This window comes from Pseudoxanthomonas helianthi, assembly GCF_017939625.1.
GTDB classification, from domain to species: domain Bacteria; phylum Pseudomonadota; class Gammaproteobacteria; order Xanthomonadales; family Xanthomonadaceae; genus Pseudoxanthomonas_A; species Pseudoxanthomonas_A helianthi.
This window is the reverse complement of record NZ_JAGKTC010000001.1, coordinates 1,133,075-1,149,097: the sequence shown is the minus strand read 5'-3', so window position 1 is coordinate 1,149,097 and position 16,023 is coordinate 1,133,075. Positions and strand designations below refer to the sequence as shown.

Annotated in this window: 19 protein-coding genes; 7 read left to right on the top strand and 12 right to left on the bottom strand. The window is 68.7% G+C overall.

Annotated features, from left to right (window positions below):
• Positions 1-16: 16 nt before the first annotated feature.
• The 8 genes from J5837_RS05215 to J5837_RS05180 form a co-directional block, all read right to left on the bottom strand.
• Positions 17-394: a hypothetical protein gene (locus J5837_RS05215; protein WP_210535644.1), complete on the bottom strand. Its 378-nt coding sequence runs from the start codon at positions 392-394 to the stop codon at positions 17-19.
• A gap of 61 nt (positions 395-455) precedes the next feature.
• Positions 456-824, bottom strand: coding sequence for a lipid-A-disaccharide synthase N-terminal domain-containing protein (locus J5837_RS05210; RefSeq protein WP_210535643.1), 369 nt, complete (start codon positions 822-824; stop codon positions 456-458).
• Complete coding sequence (locus J5837_RS05205) at positions 824-1,549, bottom strand: glycosyltransferase family 2 protein (protein WP_342345505.1); 726 nt, start codon at positions 1,547-1,549, stop codon at positions 824-826. The genes J5837_RS05210 and J5837_RS05205 overlap by 1 nt, the downstream gene beginning before the upstream one ends.
• On the bottom strand, positions 1,546-2,511 hold the full coding sequence (locus tag J5837_RS05200; protein ID WP_210535641.1) for an NAD-dependent epimerase/dehydratase family protein: 966 nt from the start codon (positions 2,509-2,511) through the stop codon (positions 1,546-1,548). The genes J5837_RS05205 and J5837_RS05200 overlap by 4 nt, the downstream gene beginning before the upstream one ends.
• Positions 2,512-2,661: 150 nt before the next feature.
• Complete coding sequence (locus J5837_RS05195) at positions 2,662-3,561, bottom strand: ParB/RepB/Spo0J family partition protein (RefSeq protein WP_210535640.1); 900 nt, start codon at positions 3,559-3,561, stop codon at positions 2,662-2,664.
• Positions 3,561-4,364 (bottom strand): ParA family protein, encoded by an 804-nt coding sequence (locus tag J5837_RS05190; RefSeq protein WP_210535639.1) that lies wholly within the window; start codon positions 4,362-4,364, stop codon positions 3,561-3,563. The genes J5837_RS05195 and J5837_RS05190 overlap by 1 nt, the downstream gene beginning before the upstream one ends.
• A 189-nt stretch (positions 4,365-4,553) precedes the next feature.
• The gene (gene rsmG, locus J5837_RS05185) at positions 4,554-5,234 is read right to left on the bottom strand and encodes a 16S rRNA (guanine(527)-N(7))-methyltransferase RsmG (RefSeq protein ID WP_425504815.1); all 681 of its coding nucleotides are present in this window, start codon (positions 5,232-5,234) and stop codon (positions 4,554-4,556) included.
• Between the two features lie 82 nt (positions 5,235-5,316).
• Positions 5,317-5,898, bottom strand: a complete 582-nt coding sequence (locus J5837_RS05180) for a 4'-phosphopantetheinyl transferase family protein (protein WP_210536144.1) — start codon at positions 5,896-5,898, stop codon at positions 5,317-5,319.
• Between the two features lie 187 nt (positions 5,899-6,085).
• Here J5837_RS05180 and J5837_RS05175 point away from each other — a divergent pair, with 187 nt between their 5' ends.
• Positions 6,086-6,343 carry a GlsB/YeaQ/YmgE family stress response membrane protein gene (locus tag J5837_RS05175; RefSeq protein ID WP_210535637.1) on the top strand — a complete coding sequence of 86 codons (258 nt, stop codon included), beginning with the start codon at positions 6,086-6,088 and terminating at the stop codon, positions 6,341-6,343.
• Between the two features lie 91 nt (positions 6,344-6,434).
• Here the strand turns inward: J5837_RS05175 and J5837_RS05170 are convergent, their stop codons facing one another.
• The 3 genes from J5837_RS05170 to J5837_RS05160 form a co-directional block, all read right to left on the bottom strand.
• On the bottom strand, positions 6,435-6,809 hold the full coding sequence (locus tag J5837_RS05170; protein WP_210535636.1) for a nuclear transport factor 2 family protein: 375 nt from the start codon (positions 6,807-6,809) through the stop codon (positions 6,435-6,437).
• Positions 6,810-6,956: 147 nt separating this feature from the next.
• Complete coding sequence (gene xth, locus J5837_RS05165) at positions 6,957-7,727, bottom strand: exodeoxyribonuclease III (RefSeq protein ID WP_210535635.1); 771 nt, start codon at positions 7,725-7,727, stop codon at positions 6,957-6,959.
• Positions 7,728-7,860: 133 nt separating this feature from the next.
• On the bottom strand, positions 7,861-9,264 hold the full coding sequence (locus J5837_RS05160) for a coniferyl aldehyde dehydrogenase (RefSeq protein ID WP_210535634.1): 1,404 nt from the start codon (positions 9,262-9,264) through the stop codon (positions 7,861-7,863).
• 67 nt (positions 9,265-9,331) lie between these two features.
• On the opposite strand from J5837_RS05160, the gene J5837_RS05155 reads away from it, so the two are divergent.
• Positions 9,332-9,871, top strand: coding sequence for a gamma carbonic anhydrase family protein (locus J5837_RS05155; protein WP_210535633.1), 540 nt, complete (start codon positions 9,332-9,334; stop codon positions 9,869-9,871).
• A gap of 127 nt (positions 9,872-9,998) precedes the next feature.
• On the opposite strand, the gene J5837_RS05150 is transcribed toward J5837_RS05155, so the two are convergent.
• A complete protein-coding gene (locus J5837_RS05150; protein WP_210535632.1) occupies positions 9,999-10,268 on the bottom strand; it encodes a YkgJ family cysteine cluster protein in 270 nt (89 codons plus the stop codon).
• A 150-nt stretch (positions 10,269-10,418) separates the two neighbouring features.
• Between J5837_RS05150 and J5837_RS05145 the strand changes: the two genes are divergently transcribed.
• From J5837_RS05145 to J5837_RS05125, 5 genes are read left to right on the top strand one after another with little or no spacing between them, the layout of a single operon-like run.
• Positions 10,419-11,099 (top strand): RDD family protein, encoded by a 681-nt coding sequence (locus J5837_RS05145; protein ID WP_210535631.1) that lies wholly within the window; start codon positions 10,419-10,421, stop codon positions 11,097-11,099.
• Positions 11,096-12,214, top strand: a complete 1,119-nt coding sequence (locus J5837_RS05140; RefSeq protein ID WP_210535630.1) for a stage II sporulation protein M — start codon at positions 11,096-11,098, stop codon at positions 12,212-12,214. Before J5837_RS05145 ends, J5837_RS05140 begins: the two co-directional genes overlap by 4 nt.
• The gene (locus tag J5837_RS05135) at positions 12,204-13,799 is read left to right on the top strand and encodes a DUF4129 domain-containing protein (RefSeq protein WP_210536143.1); all 1,596 of its coding nucleotides are present in this window, start codon (positions 12,204-12,206) and stop codon (positions 13,797-13,799) included. Before J5837_RS05140 ends, J5837_RS05135 begins: the two co-directional genes overlap by 11 nt.
• Positions 13,796-15,001, top strand: a complete 1,206-nt coding sequence (locus tag J5837_RS05130) for a DUF4350 domain-containing protein (protein ID WP_210535629.1) — start codon at positions 13,796-13,798, stop codon at positions 14,999-15,001. Before J5837_RS05135 ends, J5837_RS05130 begins: the two co-directional genes overlap by 4 nt.
• A 47-nt stretch (positions 15,002-15,048) precedes the next feature.
• Positions 15,049-16,008: an AAA family ATPase gene (locus tag J5837_RS05125; protein WP_210536142.1), complete on the top strand. Its 960-nt coding sequence runs from the start codon at positions 15,049-15,051 to the stop codon at positions 16,006-16,008.
• Positions 16,009-16,023 lie beyond the last annotated feature (15 nt).

The following is a 16,023-nucleotide window of genomic DNA, read 5'->3' as shown; positions in this document are numbered from 1 at the left end:
CAAGGCCGCGAGCGCGTCAGGCCACGATCGGCGGGCGCAACGGGTTGTCGACGCGCCGGCTGGCGGCGGCGATGGAGAAGGAAACGGGCGCCTGTTCGGGCAATGCGATCGGCGCCCAATCCAGGGTCATCGGGATCGCGACGAGATGGCCGCAGCAATGCCCGGCATGCATCAGGGCATGCGAGAGGCCGGCGTCCGCGTCGGGATCGTCGCCGGCGTCGTCGTCCAGGCCTTCCGCATGGGCATCCACATCATGCAGGTTGCCGCCATGGCTCAACTCGTGCACCTCGCCTACCGCGGCAAGAGCAGGTTGCGCCACTACGCCCAGCATCAGCACGCACAGCGCGAACAGGCGTGCGAAGGAGAGCTGGCGGCAGCGTTGCAACAGTGGCATCGCGACACAGGTTAATCGCGCAAGGGGGCGTTACACAATCGCAGCGCCTGTCGGAAAGGCTTCAGTGGCCGGCCTTGTCGCGCTTCCAGCCACGGTGGCGGACATCCAGGTACAGGCTGTACGTCGCGGTGAACGCCGGGAACAGGTTGCCGAGGATGCCGACCGCGTCGTTCTTGCCGAAGATGAAGTAGCTGAGCGTCATCAGGCTGCCGACGATGCTCATGTACCAGAACAGGCGCGGGATCACCGGCTTGCCCTGGCGCTTGCTGGCAAGGAACTGCACCAGCCAGCGGCCGCCGAACATCAGCGTCCCGGTCAGGCCGATCAGCTTCCACGGGCTCATGTGGATGCCGGTCCATTCCAGCCACGCCAGCGGCGTGTCCATGAAGCCGCGCTGCGCGACCTGCACCGCGGCGACCAGCAACGACATCAGGCTTCCTCCACCGCGGTGCGGCGGCTGCGCGCGATCAGCCACGCCACCCCGCGCAGGTCGCGGATCCCGACCAGGGCGCGGTTGAGGTTGTTGTACTTCGACACGCCGCTGGCTCGGTGGCGGTGGTTGACCGGCACGCTGACGGTCTTCCAGCCGGCGCGCTGCATCAGCGCGGGCAGGTAGCGGTGCATGTGGTCGAAGTAGGGCAGGTCGAGGAACGCGATGCGCTCGAACAGCTTGATCCCGCAGCCGGTATCCGGAGTGGCGTCCTGCAGCATGCGCGAGCGGATCGCGTTGGCCCACTTCGAAGCCCAGCGCTTGCTGCCGGAATCCTGCCGGTTGACCCGCCAGCCGGCGAACAGCTTGGTGTCGGGCGCGGCCCTGTCGCGTTCGGCCAGCAGCTTCGGGATGTCGGCCGGATCGTTCTGGCCGTCGCCGTCGAGGGTGGCGATCCACGGCGCGCGTGCCGCCTTGACGCCGTTGCGCACGGCGGTGCTCTGCCCGCTGTTGGACAGATGGCGAACGACGCGCAGTTCAGGGGTATTCGCCTTCAGCGCCTGCAGTCGCTGCAGCGTGGCGTCCTTCGACAGGTCGTCGACGTAGACGATTTCGAAATCCACCTTGCCGCGCAGCGCGGCGACGATCTCGCCGACCAGCGGCGCGACGTTGTCTTCCTCGTTGTAGACCGGCACGACGACCGACAGCTGCGGCGTTTCGCTCACGCACGTTCCCCGAAGTATTCGCGGCACCATTCCACCACCGGCGGCAGGCCGGCCTCGATCGGCGTCGCCGGCTCGAAGCCGAACGCCGCCTTCGCCCGCGCAGTATCCGCCATCGTCGCGACCATGTCGCCGGGTTGCATCGGTTTGTAGATCTTCTCGGCCCCGCGCCCGGCGGCCTGCTCGATCACCGCGATGAAGTACTCCAGTTCCACCGGGGTGTGGTTGCCCAGGTTGAAAACCCGGTGCGGCACGGGGTCCGCCGGCGGATGGTCGAGCGCGCCGAGCACGCCGCGGACGATGTCGTCGACGTGGGTGAAGTCGCGCCGCATCCGGCCTTCGTTGAACACCTCGATCGGTCGGCCGGCCAGCACTGCGCGGCTGAACAGCAGCGGCGCCATGTCCGGACGTCCCCACGGCCCGTACACGGTGAAGAAGCGCAGGCCGGTCGCGTGCAGGCCGTACAACTGCGCGTAGGTGTAGGCCATCAGTTCGTTCGCGGCCTTGGTCGCGGCGTACAGCGAACGCGGCTTGTCGATGCGCTGTTCCTCGGAGAACGGCGGCACCGCCGAATCGCCGTACACCGACGACGAGCTGGCGTAGGCGAGGTGTTGCACGTCGCGATGCCGGCACAGTTCCAGCAGGGTGACGAAACCGACCAAGTTGCTCTGCACGTAGGCCTGCGGGTTCTGCAGCGAATAGCGCACGCCGGCCTGTGCGGCCAGGTGCACCACGCGTTGCGGCCGCGTTTCGTCGAACAGCGCGGCCATCCCGTCGGCGTCGGTCAGGTCCAGTGCGCGGATGTCGGCGCCTGGACACAACGCGGCGATGCGGTCGCGCTTGAGCTGCGGGTCGTAGTAGTCGTTGAAATTGTCGAGGCCCACGAAGCGTTCGCCGCGGCGTTGCAGTTCGCGACAGACGTAGGCGCCGATGAAGCCGGCCGCGCCGGTAACCAGGATCGTCATGCCCGCATTATCCCCGGTCGATGTGAACGGTAGTGGCAACGGCGATGTCCCGGTGGGAGCGGCCTGTGGGAGCGGCCTTGGCCGCGAATGCTTTCCAATCGCTGCCGGATCCCCGAAAAAGCATTCGCGGCCAAGGCCGCTCCCACAAGATCAGGGCTTGCCGCGCAGCCGCTCCAGCAGGCCGTCGAGCGTGTCGAGGTCGCTGTAGTGGATCACCAGCTTGCCCTTGTTGCCGCGGCCGTGGGCGATGGCCACCTTGGCGCCGAGCGATTCGGACAATTCGTTTTCCAGCGCGGCGATGTCCGGCTGCGGCATGGCCTTCGCGGTCTTGGCCTTCTTGCCTTCGCTCGGCAACTTGCCGGCGGCGAACTCGTGCGCGCGGCGTTCGACTTCGCGCACCGACCAGCCTTCCTCGGCGGCATCGTGCGCCAGTTTGCTGGCCAGGTCCGGCGACAGGGTCAGCAGGGCGCGGGCGTGGCCCATTTCCAGGCGGCGCGCTTCCAGCAGGGCGCGGATCGCCGGCGGCAGGTCGAGCAGGCGCAGCAGGTTGGACACCGCGGCGCGCGAGCGGCCCACCGCTTCGGCGGCTTCGGCGTGGGTCAGCGAGAATTCGTTGATCAGGCGTTGCAGCGACTGCGCTTCCTCCAGCGGATTGAGGTCTTCGCGCTGGATGTTCTCGATCAGCGCCATCGCGATGACGGTGCGGTCGTCGAGTTCGCGCACCACCACCGGCACTTCGCTCAGTCCGGCCTGCTGCGAGGCGCGCCAGCGGCGTTCGCCGGCGACGATCTCGAAGGTGCCGGCCGCGATCTCGCGCACCACGATCGGCTGGATCACGCCCTGGGCCTTGATCGACTCGGCCAGCTCGTCGAGCTTGGCCGGGTCCATCGCCGTGCGCGGCTGGTACTTGCCCGGCTGCAACTGGCCGACCGGCAGCTTGCGCAACGCTTCGCCCGGCTGCGCCTGCGGCGGCGGGGTTTCGGCGGCGGCCTTGGGGCCGAGCAGGGCTTCCAGGCCGCGGCCCAGGCCGCGCTTCTTCGGGGCGGACATCAGTAGTTCTCCTCGAATTGCGGTTGCTTGGGCCGCGCGCGATCGGCCTGGCGGCGCAGGATTTCGCCGGCCAGGCCCAGGTAGGCGACGCCGCCGCGGCTGGTCCGGTCGTAGCCGACGATGCTCTGGCCGTGGCTGGGCGCTTCGGCCAGGCGCACGTTGCGCGGCACGATGGTGCGGAACACCTTGTCGCCGAAGTGCGTGGTCAGTTCGCCCGACACGGCGTTGGCCAGGTTGTTGCGCACGTCGAACATGGTGCGCAGCACGCCTTCGATCTCCAGCGCCGGGTTCAGCCGCGCCTTTAGCGCCTCGATGGTTTCGACCAATGCGCTGAGGCCCTCCAGTGCGTAGTACTCGCACTGCATCGGCACCAGCACCGAGTCGGCCGCGGTCAACGCGTTGAGCGTGAGCAGCGACAGCGCCGGCGGGCAGTCGATGATGATGAAATCGTAGTCGCCGCGGATCGGTTCCAGCGCGGCCTTCAGCCGGCCTTCGCGGCCGTCCGCTTCCATCAGCTGGATCTCGGCCGCGGTCAGGTCGATGTTGCCCGGCAGCAGGTCGAACTCCTCGGCCGTCTTCACCACCGCGTCGCGCGCTTGCGCTTCCCCCAGCAGCACGTCGCAGGTGCTGGCTTCCAGCTCGCGCTTGTCGACGCCGCTGCCCATGGTCGCGTTGCCCTGCGCGTCCAGGTCGACCAGCAGCACGCGCTTGGGCGCGCGCGCCAGCGCGGCGGCCAGGTTGACGGCGGTCGTGGTCTTGCCGACCCCGCCCTTCTGGTTGGCGACGGCGATGATGCGGGCCATGGAGTTGGGGACCGGTGGTGGAAGGCGGATTATGCGGGATGACGGCGATATTTGTAGGAGCGCCCTTGGGCGCGTCTCTTGTGGGAGTGGCCACGGCATGTCGTGGCCGGCTTGGTCGCGAAAGCTCTTGATCTTCAGCCAGAAGCATTCGCGACCAAGGTCGCTCCCACGGGCAGGCGCCCAGGGTCCTCAGCCGCGCTCGACCACGACCAGATGGCGTTCCGCGTCGAGCCCGGGCACCGACAGCACGTGGACCGTTTTGAGCCGCCAGCCCGCGGGCAACGCGGCGATTTCCTCGTGCGGCACCGCACCTTTCATCGCCAGCAGCTCGCCGCCGGGTTTCAGCAGATGGCCGCCGACTTCGATGATGTCGGGCAGCGTGGCCAGCGCGCGCGCGGTCAGCGCATCGTAGGCGCCGGGCTCGTCGAGCGCTTCGGCGCGGCTTTCGGCGACGCGCGCGTTGCCCAGCCCGAGCTGGCGCACGGCCTCGCGCAGGAAACGCGCTTTCTTGCCGTTGCTTTCGACCAGGGTCACGCGCAGTGCGGGATTGGCGATGGCCAGTGGAATCCCCGGCAGGCCGGGGCCGGTGCCGAGGTCGGCCAGCGCCGCGCCGGTTCGCGCCAGCGTCGCGACGTGCGCATGCATCGCCAGCGAATCGAGCAGGTGCAGCGGCACCATCTGCTTCGGCTCGCGGATCGCGGTCAGGTTGTAGGTGCGGTTCCAGCGCGCGAGCAGGGCCAGGTAGGCCAGCAGCGGCTGCGCCAGTGCGTCGGCATCGAGGCCGAGCGTGGCTAGGCCGCGATGCAGAGCCTGCCCCGGACTTGATCCGGGGTCGTCGCGGATTTCGGGGGGAAGAGCGGTGTCGTTCACCGGCGCATTATCGCCGGTCCGCAGCTGTGGGAGCGGCCACGACATGCCATGGCCACTCCCATGAGAGCCAATCCCGCGGAAATCACGCGGATCGCCACGCCAGCGCGGCGCGATAGCCGGGTTGCGGTTCCCATTCGCGCAGCTGCCAGTCTTCCGGCAGGCCCAAGGCGCAGTCGCAGGCGACCAGGCGCAATTCACCGTCGCGTTCGTCGAACACCAGCTTTTCCAGGCCGAAGGAAATGCCCTGGCCATGCGCTTTCAGTACCGCTTCCTTGGCGCACCACAGGCGCACGAAGAACGGCACGCGCGCTTCCTCGGGCAGGGCCAGCAGGCGCGCGGTTTCGTCGGGATGGTAGAAGCGTTGCGCCAGCTCCATCGCGCGCGGCCGCGGACGCAGATGCTCCAGGTCGACGCCGAGTTCGATCGCTTCGCCCAGTGCGACCAGCAGCAGGTCGCCGCTGTGGCTCCAGTTGGCGTCGAAATGTGCGTGTGCGCCCTGCAGTTGCGGCCGGCCGTGCGCGTCGCGCTGCCAGGCCAGCGATGCGGTGCCCAGCGCGGCGGACAGCAGGCCGACCGCTAGCGCCTCGCCGCGTTCGCCGCGCGCGTGCGGGCGCAGCCAGAGGCGGACCGGGCCGTACTGGCGATGGGGCTCGCCCGCAGCCATCTTGGTGAAGGCGGATTCGCGATCTTGAACGGCGGCCGTGGGCTGTTGCGGTGCGGTGTGCATTCGTCGCGATTCGGGGCTATCAAAGGCGCGGCAGGGAAGCGCCCCACGCAGCTTAACAAGGGTTTCGCGCCAACGTTGTTCATGAGGCCCTCGCGGGCCGTACATCCATGCAAAGGAGACATGAATGAACTTGCTGATTCAATTGATCGTGGGTGGCATCGCGGGCTGGCTGGCCAGCATCCTGATGAAGCGCGACGGTTCGCAGGGCATCCTGCTGAACATCGTCGTCGGCATCGTCGGCGGATTCCTGGGCGGTTGGCTGCTGCCGATGCTGGGCATCGGCCTGGGCGGAGGCTGGGTCGGTTACCTGATCACCGCGCTGGTCGGTGCCGTCGTCCTGCTGCTGATCGTCAATCTGTTCACGCGCGGCAGGGCGCGCTGAACGTTTTCCGCTGCGGCCGCGTGCGCTGAGGCGAAGACGCACCCAAGGCCCGTGGCGTGCAAAGGCCCGGTCCGCCGGGCCTTTGCTTTGGTCAGAACAGGCCGTCCACATTCGGCGATTGCGCGGGCACCGGCATGCCCAGATCCCACATCTCGACGATCCGGCCCGCTTCGAAGCGGAGGATGTGCACCACCGCGAGGCCCGGGTCTTCCGGCTTGAAGCGCAGGTGCGAATGCACCGCGACGCGGTCGCCCTCGGCGATGGCCTGCTTCACTTCGAAGATCTTGTCGGGCTGTTGCACGTGCGCGGCCTTCATCGCTTCGCGCAAGGCCTCGGCGCCCGCAGGGAAATAGGCGTTGTGGTGGCGCATGCCGGCGGCGACGTAGCTGTCGTAAGCGCGATCGATCTCGCCAGCGGTGACCAGGCGAAGGAATTCCAGCGCCCTGTCCTTGTTGGTTGCGGTCATGGGTCGTCCCTCTTCATGGAAGCGTAGGGCGGGCCCTGGCCCGCCATCGCTTGCCGAACGAATCGCGCCGGCAGGGCTCACCCTGCGCACGCACCTCGGTTGCAGAGCGTTCGCAGGCGCGGCAGAGCATGCGCCTGCCGATGTTTGCTACGCGTGCAGCCTCACCCAGGCCGGCGCGTGGTCGCTGGGGCGCTCCCAGGTGCGTGGTTCGCGGTCGATGCCCGATTCCGCCGCGCGGTCACGCAGTGCGTCGGACACCAGGGTCAGGTCGATGCGCAGCCCCAGGTTGCGGCGCAGCCCGCCCATCCGGTAATCCCACCAGCTGAAGATGCCGGCCTCGTCGCTGTGCAGGCGGAACGCGTCGTGCAGGCCCAGCGCGTACAGGCGCTTCAGCGCGTCGCGCTCGGCGGCGGAGGTCAGGATGTGGTTGTCGTTCCAGACCTTGGCGTCGAACACGTCGCGATCGTCCGGCGCGATGTTGAAGTCGCCCATCACCACCAGTTGCGGATGGCGCTGCAGCTCGCCGGCCAGCCAGCCATGCACCGCGTCCAGCCAGCGCAGCTTGTAGCTGTACTTCTCGGTGCCCACGTCCTGGCCGTTGACCACGTACAGGTTGACGATGCGCACGCCGTTGACGGTGGCGGCGATGACGCGCTTCTGTTCGTCCTCGAAACCGGGAATGCCGACCTGCACGTCGAGCGGCGCTTCGCGGGCGAGGATGGCCACGCCGTTGTAGGTCTTCTGCCCGGCGAACACGCTGCGGTAACCCAGGCCGGCCAGCACCGTGTCGGGGAACTTGTGGTCCTCCAGCTTGGTTTCCTGCAGGCCGACCACGTCCGGCGCGAAATCGCGCAGCCACTGTTCCAGGTGCGGCAGGCGCACGTTGAGCGAATTGACGTTCCAGCTGGCGATTTTCATGGCGCCAATGCTATCCAAAACCCGACGTGGGAGCGACGTGAGTCGCGAACGCCTTTCGTGGCGCTGCGACCGGAGCCCTGCGCGACTCACCGGTTTGCTGCCGCAACCGCTCCCACGGCAAGCATCGTCGTGATTACCGCACGATCAAGTCGATCAACCACTGCGCCTTCTTGTACGGCGGCTTGAGCAGGTCGCCCCCGGTGCGCCGCGCCTGCCACAGGATCGGCAACGCCTTGCTCATCGCATCGAAGCCGGCGCGGCCGTGGTAGGCGCCCATGCCGCTGGGCCCGATCCCCCCGAAGGGCAGGCCGCTGATGGCGAAGTGGAACAGCGTGTCGTTGACCGAAATGCCGCCGGCCAGGGTGCTGCGCAGGATCTTCTCGACGCTAGCCCGGTCGTGGCTGAAGGGATACAGCGCCAGTGGGCGGTCGTGCGCGTTGACGTAGGCGATGGCCTCGTCGAGCGACTTCACGCTGCGGATCGGGAATACCGGGCCGAAGATTTCCTCCTGCATCACCTTGGCGTCGTCGCCCGGTTCCAGCACCAGAGTCGGCGGGAACAGGCGTTGCGCCGGATCGGCCGGGCCCAGCGCGATCACTTCCAGTCCGCGCGCGCGCGCATCGTCCACGTAGCCCTGCAGGCGCGCGTATTGGCCATCGTTGACGATGCGGCTGTAGTCGCCGGCATTGGCGAAACCCTCGCCGTAGCGCGACTTCACCTGTTCGCGCAGCGCCTGCACCAACGCGTCGCGGCGCGCGGCGCCGACCAATACGTAATCCGGCGCGATGCAGGTCTGGCCGCCGTTGAACCACTTGCCGGTGGCCAAGCGCGCCGCGGCCTGTTCCACCGGGTAGTCGTCGCAGACGATGGCCGGCGACTTGCCGCCCAGTTCCAGCGTCACCGGGGTCAGGTTCGGCGCGGCGGCGGCCATCACCTTGCGCCCGACCGCGGTGGAGCCGGTGAACACGAGGTGGTCGAACGGCAACGCGGCGAACGCAGCCGCCACGTCCGCGCCGCCTTCGGCGACGGCGACGCGGTCTTCGGGAAACACTTCGGCCAGCAGTTCGCGCAGGAAGGCGCTAGTGCGTGGCGTGTGCTCCGACGGTTTCAGGTAGACGTGGTTGCCGGCGGCGATCGCGGTGGCCAGCGGAATCAGCGCTAGGTTGACCGGGTAGTTCCATGGCGCGATGACGCCGACCACACCGACCGGTTCGGGACGGATTTCCGCGCGTGCCGGCAGGAAGCGCCAGCCGACCCCGACGCGCTTCGGCTTCATCCAGCCGCGCAGGTGCTTGCGCAGGTGGTCGATCTCGTTGAGCACGGTCATGCCGTCGGCGATGCGCGATTCGTGCAGCGAGCGGTGGCCGAAATCGGCGGCGATGGTCTGCGCCATATCGTCCAACCGCCGCTTCAGCACCTCGCGCAGGCGCAACAGGTCGGCGCTGCGCTGGGCGCGGTCGGGGCGTTGGGCCTGCCATGCGGTGCGCAGGCGGTCGAAAGTGGGGCGCAATTCGGAGACGGGGGTCGCGGCGTTCATGTCCATACGCCGGAGTCTAGTCCTGTACGATGCGGTTTTTCCGCGAACCTGCCGCGCCAACGCGACCATGACCTCTCTGCGCCCCCATCTCGGCCGTTTTCCCACCCTTGGCCAGCGCGCCTACGTCGATCCGGCGTCCACCGTGATCGGCGACGTGGTGCTGGGAGACGACGTTTCGGTATGGCCGGGCACGGTGATCCGCGGCGACGTCAACTTCATCCGCATCGGCGCGCGCACCAACGTGCAGGACGGCACCATCGTCCACGTCAGCCACGACGGTCCGCACGCCAAGCTGGGCGGCTTCGCCACGGTGATCGGCGAGGACGTGACCATCGGCCACCAGGCCATCGTCCACGCCTGCCGCATCGAGGACGCGGTGCTGATCGGCATGGGCGCGATCGTGCTGGACGGCGCGGTGGTGCAGAAGCACGCCTTCGTCGGCGCCGGCGCGCTGATCGCCCCGGGCAAGGTGGTCGGCAGCGGCGAGATGTGGCTGGGCAGCCCGGCCAAGTTCGCGCGCAGGCTAAGCGACGCGGAGATCGACGCCCTGTACTACTCGGCCAAGCACTACGTGAAGCTGAAGGACGAGTACCTGCAGGCGGGATAGCCACCGTGGTGGGAGCGAGCTTGCTCGCGAATGCTTTTGCCTTCCGGGCCCTGGAGTCGAAATAGGGGGCTGCCTTGCGATACCAGAAGCATTCGCGAGCAAGCTCGCTCCCACAAAAGCCGGCCGGTCAGTCGGGCCGCGTCGCGGTTTCCAGCGCGGCGAGGATCGCCAGCGCCTCCTCGCGCGAGTGGCCGCACATCTCCGGACCCGGTTTCAGCGACGCGCAGAACGCGGGCCGTTCCGGCCGGCCGAACAACCGGCAGCGGTCGGCTTCGTCCAGTTGCACGCAACGCACGCCGGCCGGTTTGCCCTGCGGCATGCCGGGGATCGGCGAATGGATCGACGGCGCGATGCAGCACGCGCCGCAGCCGCCGCGGCAGGAAAACGTCGCGCTCATGCGGGCCAGTCTAGCGGGCTGGGCAAGCCCGGGCGCGGCGGTTAAAGTCGGCGCAGGGAATCTTCGGAAACCGCGCATGCCGCGCCCGCAGGAACTCCGGCAGGATGGCCGGAACGCAATCGCTACGCCGCCTGCGCAGGTGAGCGGCTGATGCTGGACACCTACCGCGAAGTGGTCACGCCCGAAGGCGTGGCCCTGCACCTGCCCGCCGCCGGTCCCGTGCCCCGCGCGGTGGCTTGGGCCATCGACCTGTGCGTGCGCATGGGCGTGCTGATGGTCGCCGGCATGATCCTCGGCCTGCTTGGCGGCATGGGCGCCGGCGCCAACCTGATTGTGATGTTCGCCGTGTACTGGGCCTATCCCATCGTGCTGGAGGCGCTGTGGAACGGGCAGACCGTCGGCAAGAAGGCGATGTCGCTGCGTGTGGTGGCCGCCGACGGTGCGCCGGTCGGCTGGCTGGCGGCGATCACCCGCAACCTGCTGCGCACCGTGGACATGCTGCCGTTCGGCTATGCGGTCGGACTGGTGTCCTGCCTCGTGGATCGCCATGGCCGCCGCCTCGGCGACCTGGTCGCGGGCACCCTGGTGGTGCACAACGAACGCGAGCGCGACGCGCTGCCGGCGCCGGCCAATGCAGTGCTGGCGCCACCGACCGGACTGCGCCCGGCCGAACAGGCGGCCATCGTCGCTTTCGGCGAACGCGCGCCGCTGCTGACCCCATCGCGCCAGGCCGAACTGGCCGACATCGTCGAACCGCTGACCCGCGCACGCGGCCAAGCCGGCGTATTGCGCCTCTACGGCATGGCGAACTGGTTGCTGGGGCGGCGATGAAACAGGAACAATTCGTCGCCCGCCACCAGGCCGAATGGCAGGCCTTCGAACAATGGCTGCAGACCCGCGGCGACGCCCGCATCGCCCGTGGCGAGCGCAACAGCGGCGAACTCGGCGACGAACAGATCCCGCAGCGCTACCGCCGCCTGTGCCAGCAACTCGCCCTCGCCCGCCGCCGCGGCTACAGCCCGGTGGTCACCGCGCGCCTGCAGGAACTGATGCAGCGCGGCCACAACCTGCTGTACCGCACCCCGCCGCCGCGCTGGCGGCGCGCGCTGGAATTCGTGCTGGCCGAGTTCCCGCGCCTGGTGCGCAGCGAACCCGGTTGCATGTGGGCCGCGCTGGCGCTGTTTGCGTTGCCGCTGGTCGGCTTCTTCGTGTTGCTGCAGTTCCAGCCCGAGCTGATCCACGGCCTGATGGATCCGGTGCAGGTCGCGCAGATGGAACAGATGTACGACCCCGAAAGCCCGTCGCACAAGCTCGGCCGCGACAGCCAGAGCGACTGGTACATGTTCGGCGTGTACATCATGAACAACATCAGCATCGGCCTGCGCACCTTCGCCAGCGGATTGGTATTCGGCATCGGCGCGATCCTGGTGCTGATATTCAATGGCGTGAGCATCGGCGCGGTGTTCGGCCACCTGCAGCAGATCGGCTACGGCGACCCGCTGTGGCGCTTCGTCTGCGGGCATGCGCCGTTCGAACTGACCGCGATCGTGATCGCAGGCGGCGCCGGCATGCGCCTGGGGTTGGGCCTGATCGCGCCGGGGCGGCTGACCCGCGGCGAATCGCTGCGCGTGGCCGGCGTCAAGGGCGCGAAGCTATGCCTCGGCGTGGCGATGATGCTGCTGGTCGCGGCCTTCATCGAGGCGTTCTGGTCGTCGATCGGTTCGATTCCGGCCGTCGTCAAGTATTCGGTGTCCGCAGTGTTGTGGACATTGGTGCTGGCGTGGCTGTTCTTCGGAGGGCGAGGCCATGACGTGCTGGCGCGGCATGGCCGCGCCGTCATGCCGAGCGCCCGGCCAGGGATGGCCGGGCAGGACGATCCGCAAGCCGGGATGTCCCGCCATGGACGGCTGCAGGAAAGTTTGACGGGGCATGCCGATGCGCCTTGACCAGCTGACCGTCAACCTGCGCGCGCGTTCGCCGTGGGAAGCGGTGGAGCTGGGCACCGCGCTGGTGCGCCGACACGCAGCCGCGATCTGGAAACCCTGGTTGCTGCTGAGTCTGCCGCTGTTCGCATTGCTCAACCTCGCCGCATGGGCGCTGGATGCGATGTGGCTGGCCGGCGTGGCGATGTGGTGGTTGAAGCCGTTGTTCGACCGCATCCCGCTGTACGTGATCTCGCGCGCGACCTTCGGCAACGTCCCGACCCTGCGCGAAACGCTGGCGGCGCAGGCGCGCTGGGGCTGGAAGCCGCTGCTGCATTACCTCACCTGGCGGCGTTTCAGCTTCGCCCGCGCGCTGTACCTGCCGATCGACCTGCTGGAGGGCGTCGATGGCGAGCGCCTGCGCGAACGCCGCCGCGTGCTCGGCGGCGCGGTATACGGCAATGCCGCGCTGCTGGGCCTGGTCTGCCTGTGCTTCGAGGCCGCGCTGAACCTCGGCATCATCGCCGCGATCCTGATGTTCGTACCGATCGACGAACTGCCGGAAACCGTGCGCGCCGGCTGGGCGCTGATCGGCGAGCAGACGCCGTGGTGGGCCAGCCTGGGCCTGAACGCGATCGCCTGGCTGGCACGTAGCGTGGTCGAACCGTTCTACATCGGCGCCGGCTTCGGCCTGTATCTGAATCGCCGCACCCAGATCGAGGCCTGGGACGTCGAGATCGCGTTCCGCCGCTTGCGCGAACGCCTGCGCGCCGCATCGATGACCTTCGCCGTGCTGCTGGCCGTGACCGGCGCATTCGCCTTGCCCGCACGTGCGCAGGACAGCGATCCGCTGCCGCCCAATGCCGCGCCCGTGCGGACGCAGCAGGACGCCGCCGTCCAGGTCGTGGATGGAAAGAAGCCGGAAGACGCGGCGACGCCGGCCAGCGTGTTCGGCGAACAACGCGTCTACGATGCCAGGTTCCGCAAGGCGGTGGACCGCGCCTATGCCGACCCGCTGCTCAACGGCAAGCGCAAGCAGACCAGCTGGGAGCGGCGGCGTACCTTCGATCGGCCTGCCGATCCGCGCAAGGCACCGGATTTCTCCTGGATGGCGGGCATCGCCCAGTTCTTCGCCCTGGTCGGCGAATGGGGCCTGTGGATCATCCTCGGCATCCTGGTGCTGGTATTGCTGGCCACCGCGCCGCGCTGGTGGCCGTGGATGCGCGGCTCGTTGCGGCGCAGTGCGGTCGAAGCGCAAGGCAAGGTCGAAGTCGAGGCGATGCCGCTTCCGGACGTGTTGCCGGAGAACGTCGTTGCCGCCGCGCGCCGGCTGTGGCGCGAAGGCCGGCCGCGCCATGCGTTGGCCCTGCTGTATCGCGCCAGCGTCGACAGCATGGCAGCGCGCGCCGACGTCGTGCTGCCGCCGGGCGCGACCGAATCCGAATGCCTGCGCGCGTCGCGGCGCATGCCCGACGCCGACGACCGCAGCCTGTTCGCCCGCGTGGTCAAGGTCTGGCAATACGCCGCCTACGCGCAGCGCTTGCCGGAGGAAGACGAATTCGAAACCCTGCTCGGCCAGCTGCAGCAACGCTATGGGTGGGCCGCATGAACGCCGCGGCGAAGAGCAGCACGCGCGGCGCGCGCGTCGGCCTGGTCCTGTTCGCCGTGGCGGCGGTGGCGTTCGTGGCCATCGCCTGGTTCCTGCACAACTTCCATCGCGTCGAGCGCGAATTCGACCTGCCGCCGCGCGGCGAAGCCGCATACAACCCGCTGTACGCGCTGAAGAAATCGTTGCAGGCCGACGGCATCCGCGTCGATTCGCGCCAACGCCTGAACCTGGCCGCGCATGCCCTGGGCGCCCGCGACACCCTGCTGCTCTACAGCGACCCGCGCAGCCTGTCGCCGCCGGAAGTGGATCGCGTGCTGGACTGGGTCGAAGCCGGCGGCCACCTGGTCGTGCGCACGCCGGGCTGGCGCGACGGCAACAACGATGTGGCCATCGCGCTGTTCGACGAACTCGGTGTGGTGCTCGAAGGCGAGGAGGGCAGCCGCGAGTGCATGCCGTTCCAGGTCGAAGGCGAGAAGCCGCACGTCGAATTCTGCGGCAGCCAGCGCTTCACCTTCGTCGAGGATGAAGTGCCGGAACTGGCTTGGGGCGATCTGAAGAACGGCTACGTGTATGCGCGGCAGGGTTGGGGCGAAGGCCATGTCGACGTGCTCGCCGATTTCGATTTCCTGACCAATGGCAACGCGCCCGGTGGGCTGGCCGGCCTGTTCGGCGGCGGCGGACGCGGCGAAGGCCTGCGCGAGGCCACCCATGTGGCGCTGGCGCGGCAAGTGCTGGCGCCGAACTACGGCGACGGCGCCATGCACTTGGTCTACGCCGCGCAGATGCCCTCGCTGTGGCGGGTCGTGTTCACCCGCGGCTGGATGGTGTGGTTGCCGTTGGCGCTGGCCCTGTGCGCATGGTTGTGGCTGCGCACGCAGCGCTTCGGCCCGCTGCGACCGGCGCCGGCGGCGGAACGGCGCTCGTTGCTGGAACACGTGCGCGCCAGCGGCGACCTGCTGTTCCGCTACGGCAAGGGCGCGATGTTGTACGTGGCGGTGCGCGAGGCCTTCCTGTCGCGCCTGCGCCGCCGCGATCCGCTCGCCGCCGCGTTGACCGGCGAGGCGCAGGCCGATGCCATCGCCAGGCGTCTGCAAGTCGCGCCGAGCGCCGTATTGCAGGCGTTGCAAACGCCCCCGTCGCACGACAAACCCGCTTTCCGAGACCGCATTTCCCTTCTGATCAAACTGAGAAACCAGTTATGAGCGACGAAATCCTTCCGCCGTCCATCGCCGCCGGCGACGTGGCCCCGATGCGCGGCGACGCGCTGGCCCAGCGTGCCGCGCAGGTCCGCGACGAAGTGGCCAAGGCCTTCATCGGCCAGCCCGATGTGCTCGACCAGGTGCTGATCGCCCTGCTCGCCGGCGGCCATGTGTTGCTCGAGGGCGTGCCCGGCCTCGGCAAGACCCTGCTGGTGCGCGCGCTGGGCCAGGCGCTGGAACTGAACTACGCGCGCGTGCAGTTCACCCCCGATCTGATGCCCAGCGACGTCAGCGGCCACGCCGTGTACGACCCGAAGACCGAAAGCTTCAAGATCCGTCGCGGGCCCGTGTTCACCAACCTGCTGCTGGCCGACGAAATCAACCGCGCCCCGGCCAAGACCCAGTCGGCCCTGCTCGAGGTGATGCAGGAAGGCCAGGTGACCATCGAAGGCAAGCCGTTCGCGCTGGATCCGCCGTTCATGGCGCTGGCCACGCAGAACCCGGTCGAGCAGGAGGGCACCTATCCGCTGCCCGAGGCGCAGCTCGACCGCTTCCTGCTGAAGGTGCTGATCGATTACCCGTCGCTGGAGGAAGAGAAACGCATGGTCGATGCGGTCACCTCCGGCAGCAACGCCAGCGACTTCGACCTGTCGCAGGTGCAGCGTGTCGCCAGCGCCGTCGACATCCTCGCCATGCAGCGCGGCACCGCGCAGGTCGCGGTCGACGCGCAAGTGGTCGATTACGCGGTGCGCATCGCCGCCGCGACGCGCAAGTGGCCGGGCATCGCGCTGGGCGCGGGCCCGCGCGGCAGCATCGCCCTGGTCCGCGCGGCGCGCGCGCAGGCGGTGTTGCAGGGCCGCGACTTCGTCACCCCGGACGACGTGCGCGACGTGGCCAAGCCCGCGCTGCGCCACCGCATCACCCTGTCGCCGGAATTGCAGATCGAAGGCCAATCGCCCGACGACGCGTTGCACGCACTGCTGGCGAAGGTGGAAGCGCCGCGGAAATGAGTCTGCGGGGACTCC

Coding starts and splice junctions, on each gene's coding strand:
- J5837_RS05215 (WP_210535644.1), bottom strand. CDS start 394: ATGCCACTGTTGCAACGCTGCCGCCAGCTCTCCTTCGCACGCCTGTTC.
- J5837_RS05210 (WP_210535643.1), bottom strand. CDS start 824: ATGTCGTTGCTGGTCGCCGCGGTGCAGGTCGCGCAGCGCGGCTTCATG.
- J5837_RS05200 (WP_210535641.1), bottom strand. CDS start 2,511: ATGACGATCCTGGTTACCGGCGCGGCCGGCTTCATCGGCGCCTACGTC.
- J5837_RS05195 (WP_210535640.1), bottom strand. CDS start 3,561: ATGTCCGCCCCGAAGAAGCGCGGCCTGGGCCGCGGCCTGGAAGCCCTG.
- J5837_RS05190 (WP_210535639.1), bottom strand. CDS start 4,364: ATGGCCCGCATCATCGCCGTCGCCAACCAGAAGGGCGGGGTCGGCAAG.
- J5837_RS05180 (WP_210536144.1), bottom strand. CDS start 5,898: ATGGCTGCGGGCGAGCCCCATCGCCAGTACGGCCCGGTCCGCCTCTGG.
- J5837_RS05175 (WP_210535637.1), top strand. CDS start 6,086: ATGAACTTGCTGATTCAATTGATCGTGGGTGGCATCGCGGGCTGGCTG.
- J5837_RS05170 (WP_210535636.1), bottom strand. CDS start 6,809: ATGACCGCAACCAACAAGGACAGGGCGCTGGAATTCCTTCGCCTGGTC.
- xth (WP_210535635.1), bottom strand. CDS start 7,727: ATGAAAATCGCCAGCTGGAACGTCAATTCGCTCAACGTGCGCCTGCCG.
- J5837_RS05160 (WP_210535634.1), bottom strand. CDS start 9,264: ATGAACGCCGCGACCCCCGTCTCCGAATTGCGCCCCACTTTCGACCGC.
- J5837_RS05155 (WP_210535633.1), top strand. CDS start 9,332: ATGACCTCTCTGCGCCCCCATCTCGGCCGTTTTCCCACCCTTGGCCAG.
- J5837_RS05150 (WP_210535632.1), bottom strand. CDS start 10,268: ATGAGCGCGACGTTTTCCTGCCGCGGCGGCTGCGGCGCGTGCTGCATC.
- J5837_RS05145 (WP_210535631.1), top strand. CDS start 10,419: ATGCTGGACACCTACCGCGAAGTGGTCACGCCCGAAGGCGTGGCCCTG.
- J5837_RS05140 (WP_210535630.1), top strand. CDS start 11,096: ATGAAACAGGAACAATTCGTCGCCCGCCACCAGGCCGAATGGCAGGCC.
- J5837_RS05135 (WP_210536143.1), top strand. CDS start 12,204: ATGCGCCTTGACCAGCTGACCGTCAACCTGCGCGCGCGTTCGCCGTGG.
- J5837_RS05130 (WP_210535629.1), top strand. CDS start 13,796: ATGAACGCCGCGGCGAAGAGCAGCACGCGCGGCGCGCGCGTCGGCCTG.
- J5837_RS05125 (WP_210536142.1), top strand. CDS start 15,049: ATGCGCGGCGACGCGCTGGCCCAGCGTGCCGCGCAGGTCCGCGACGAA.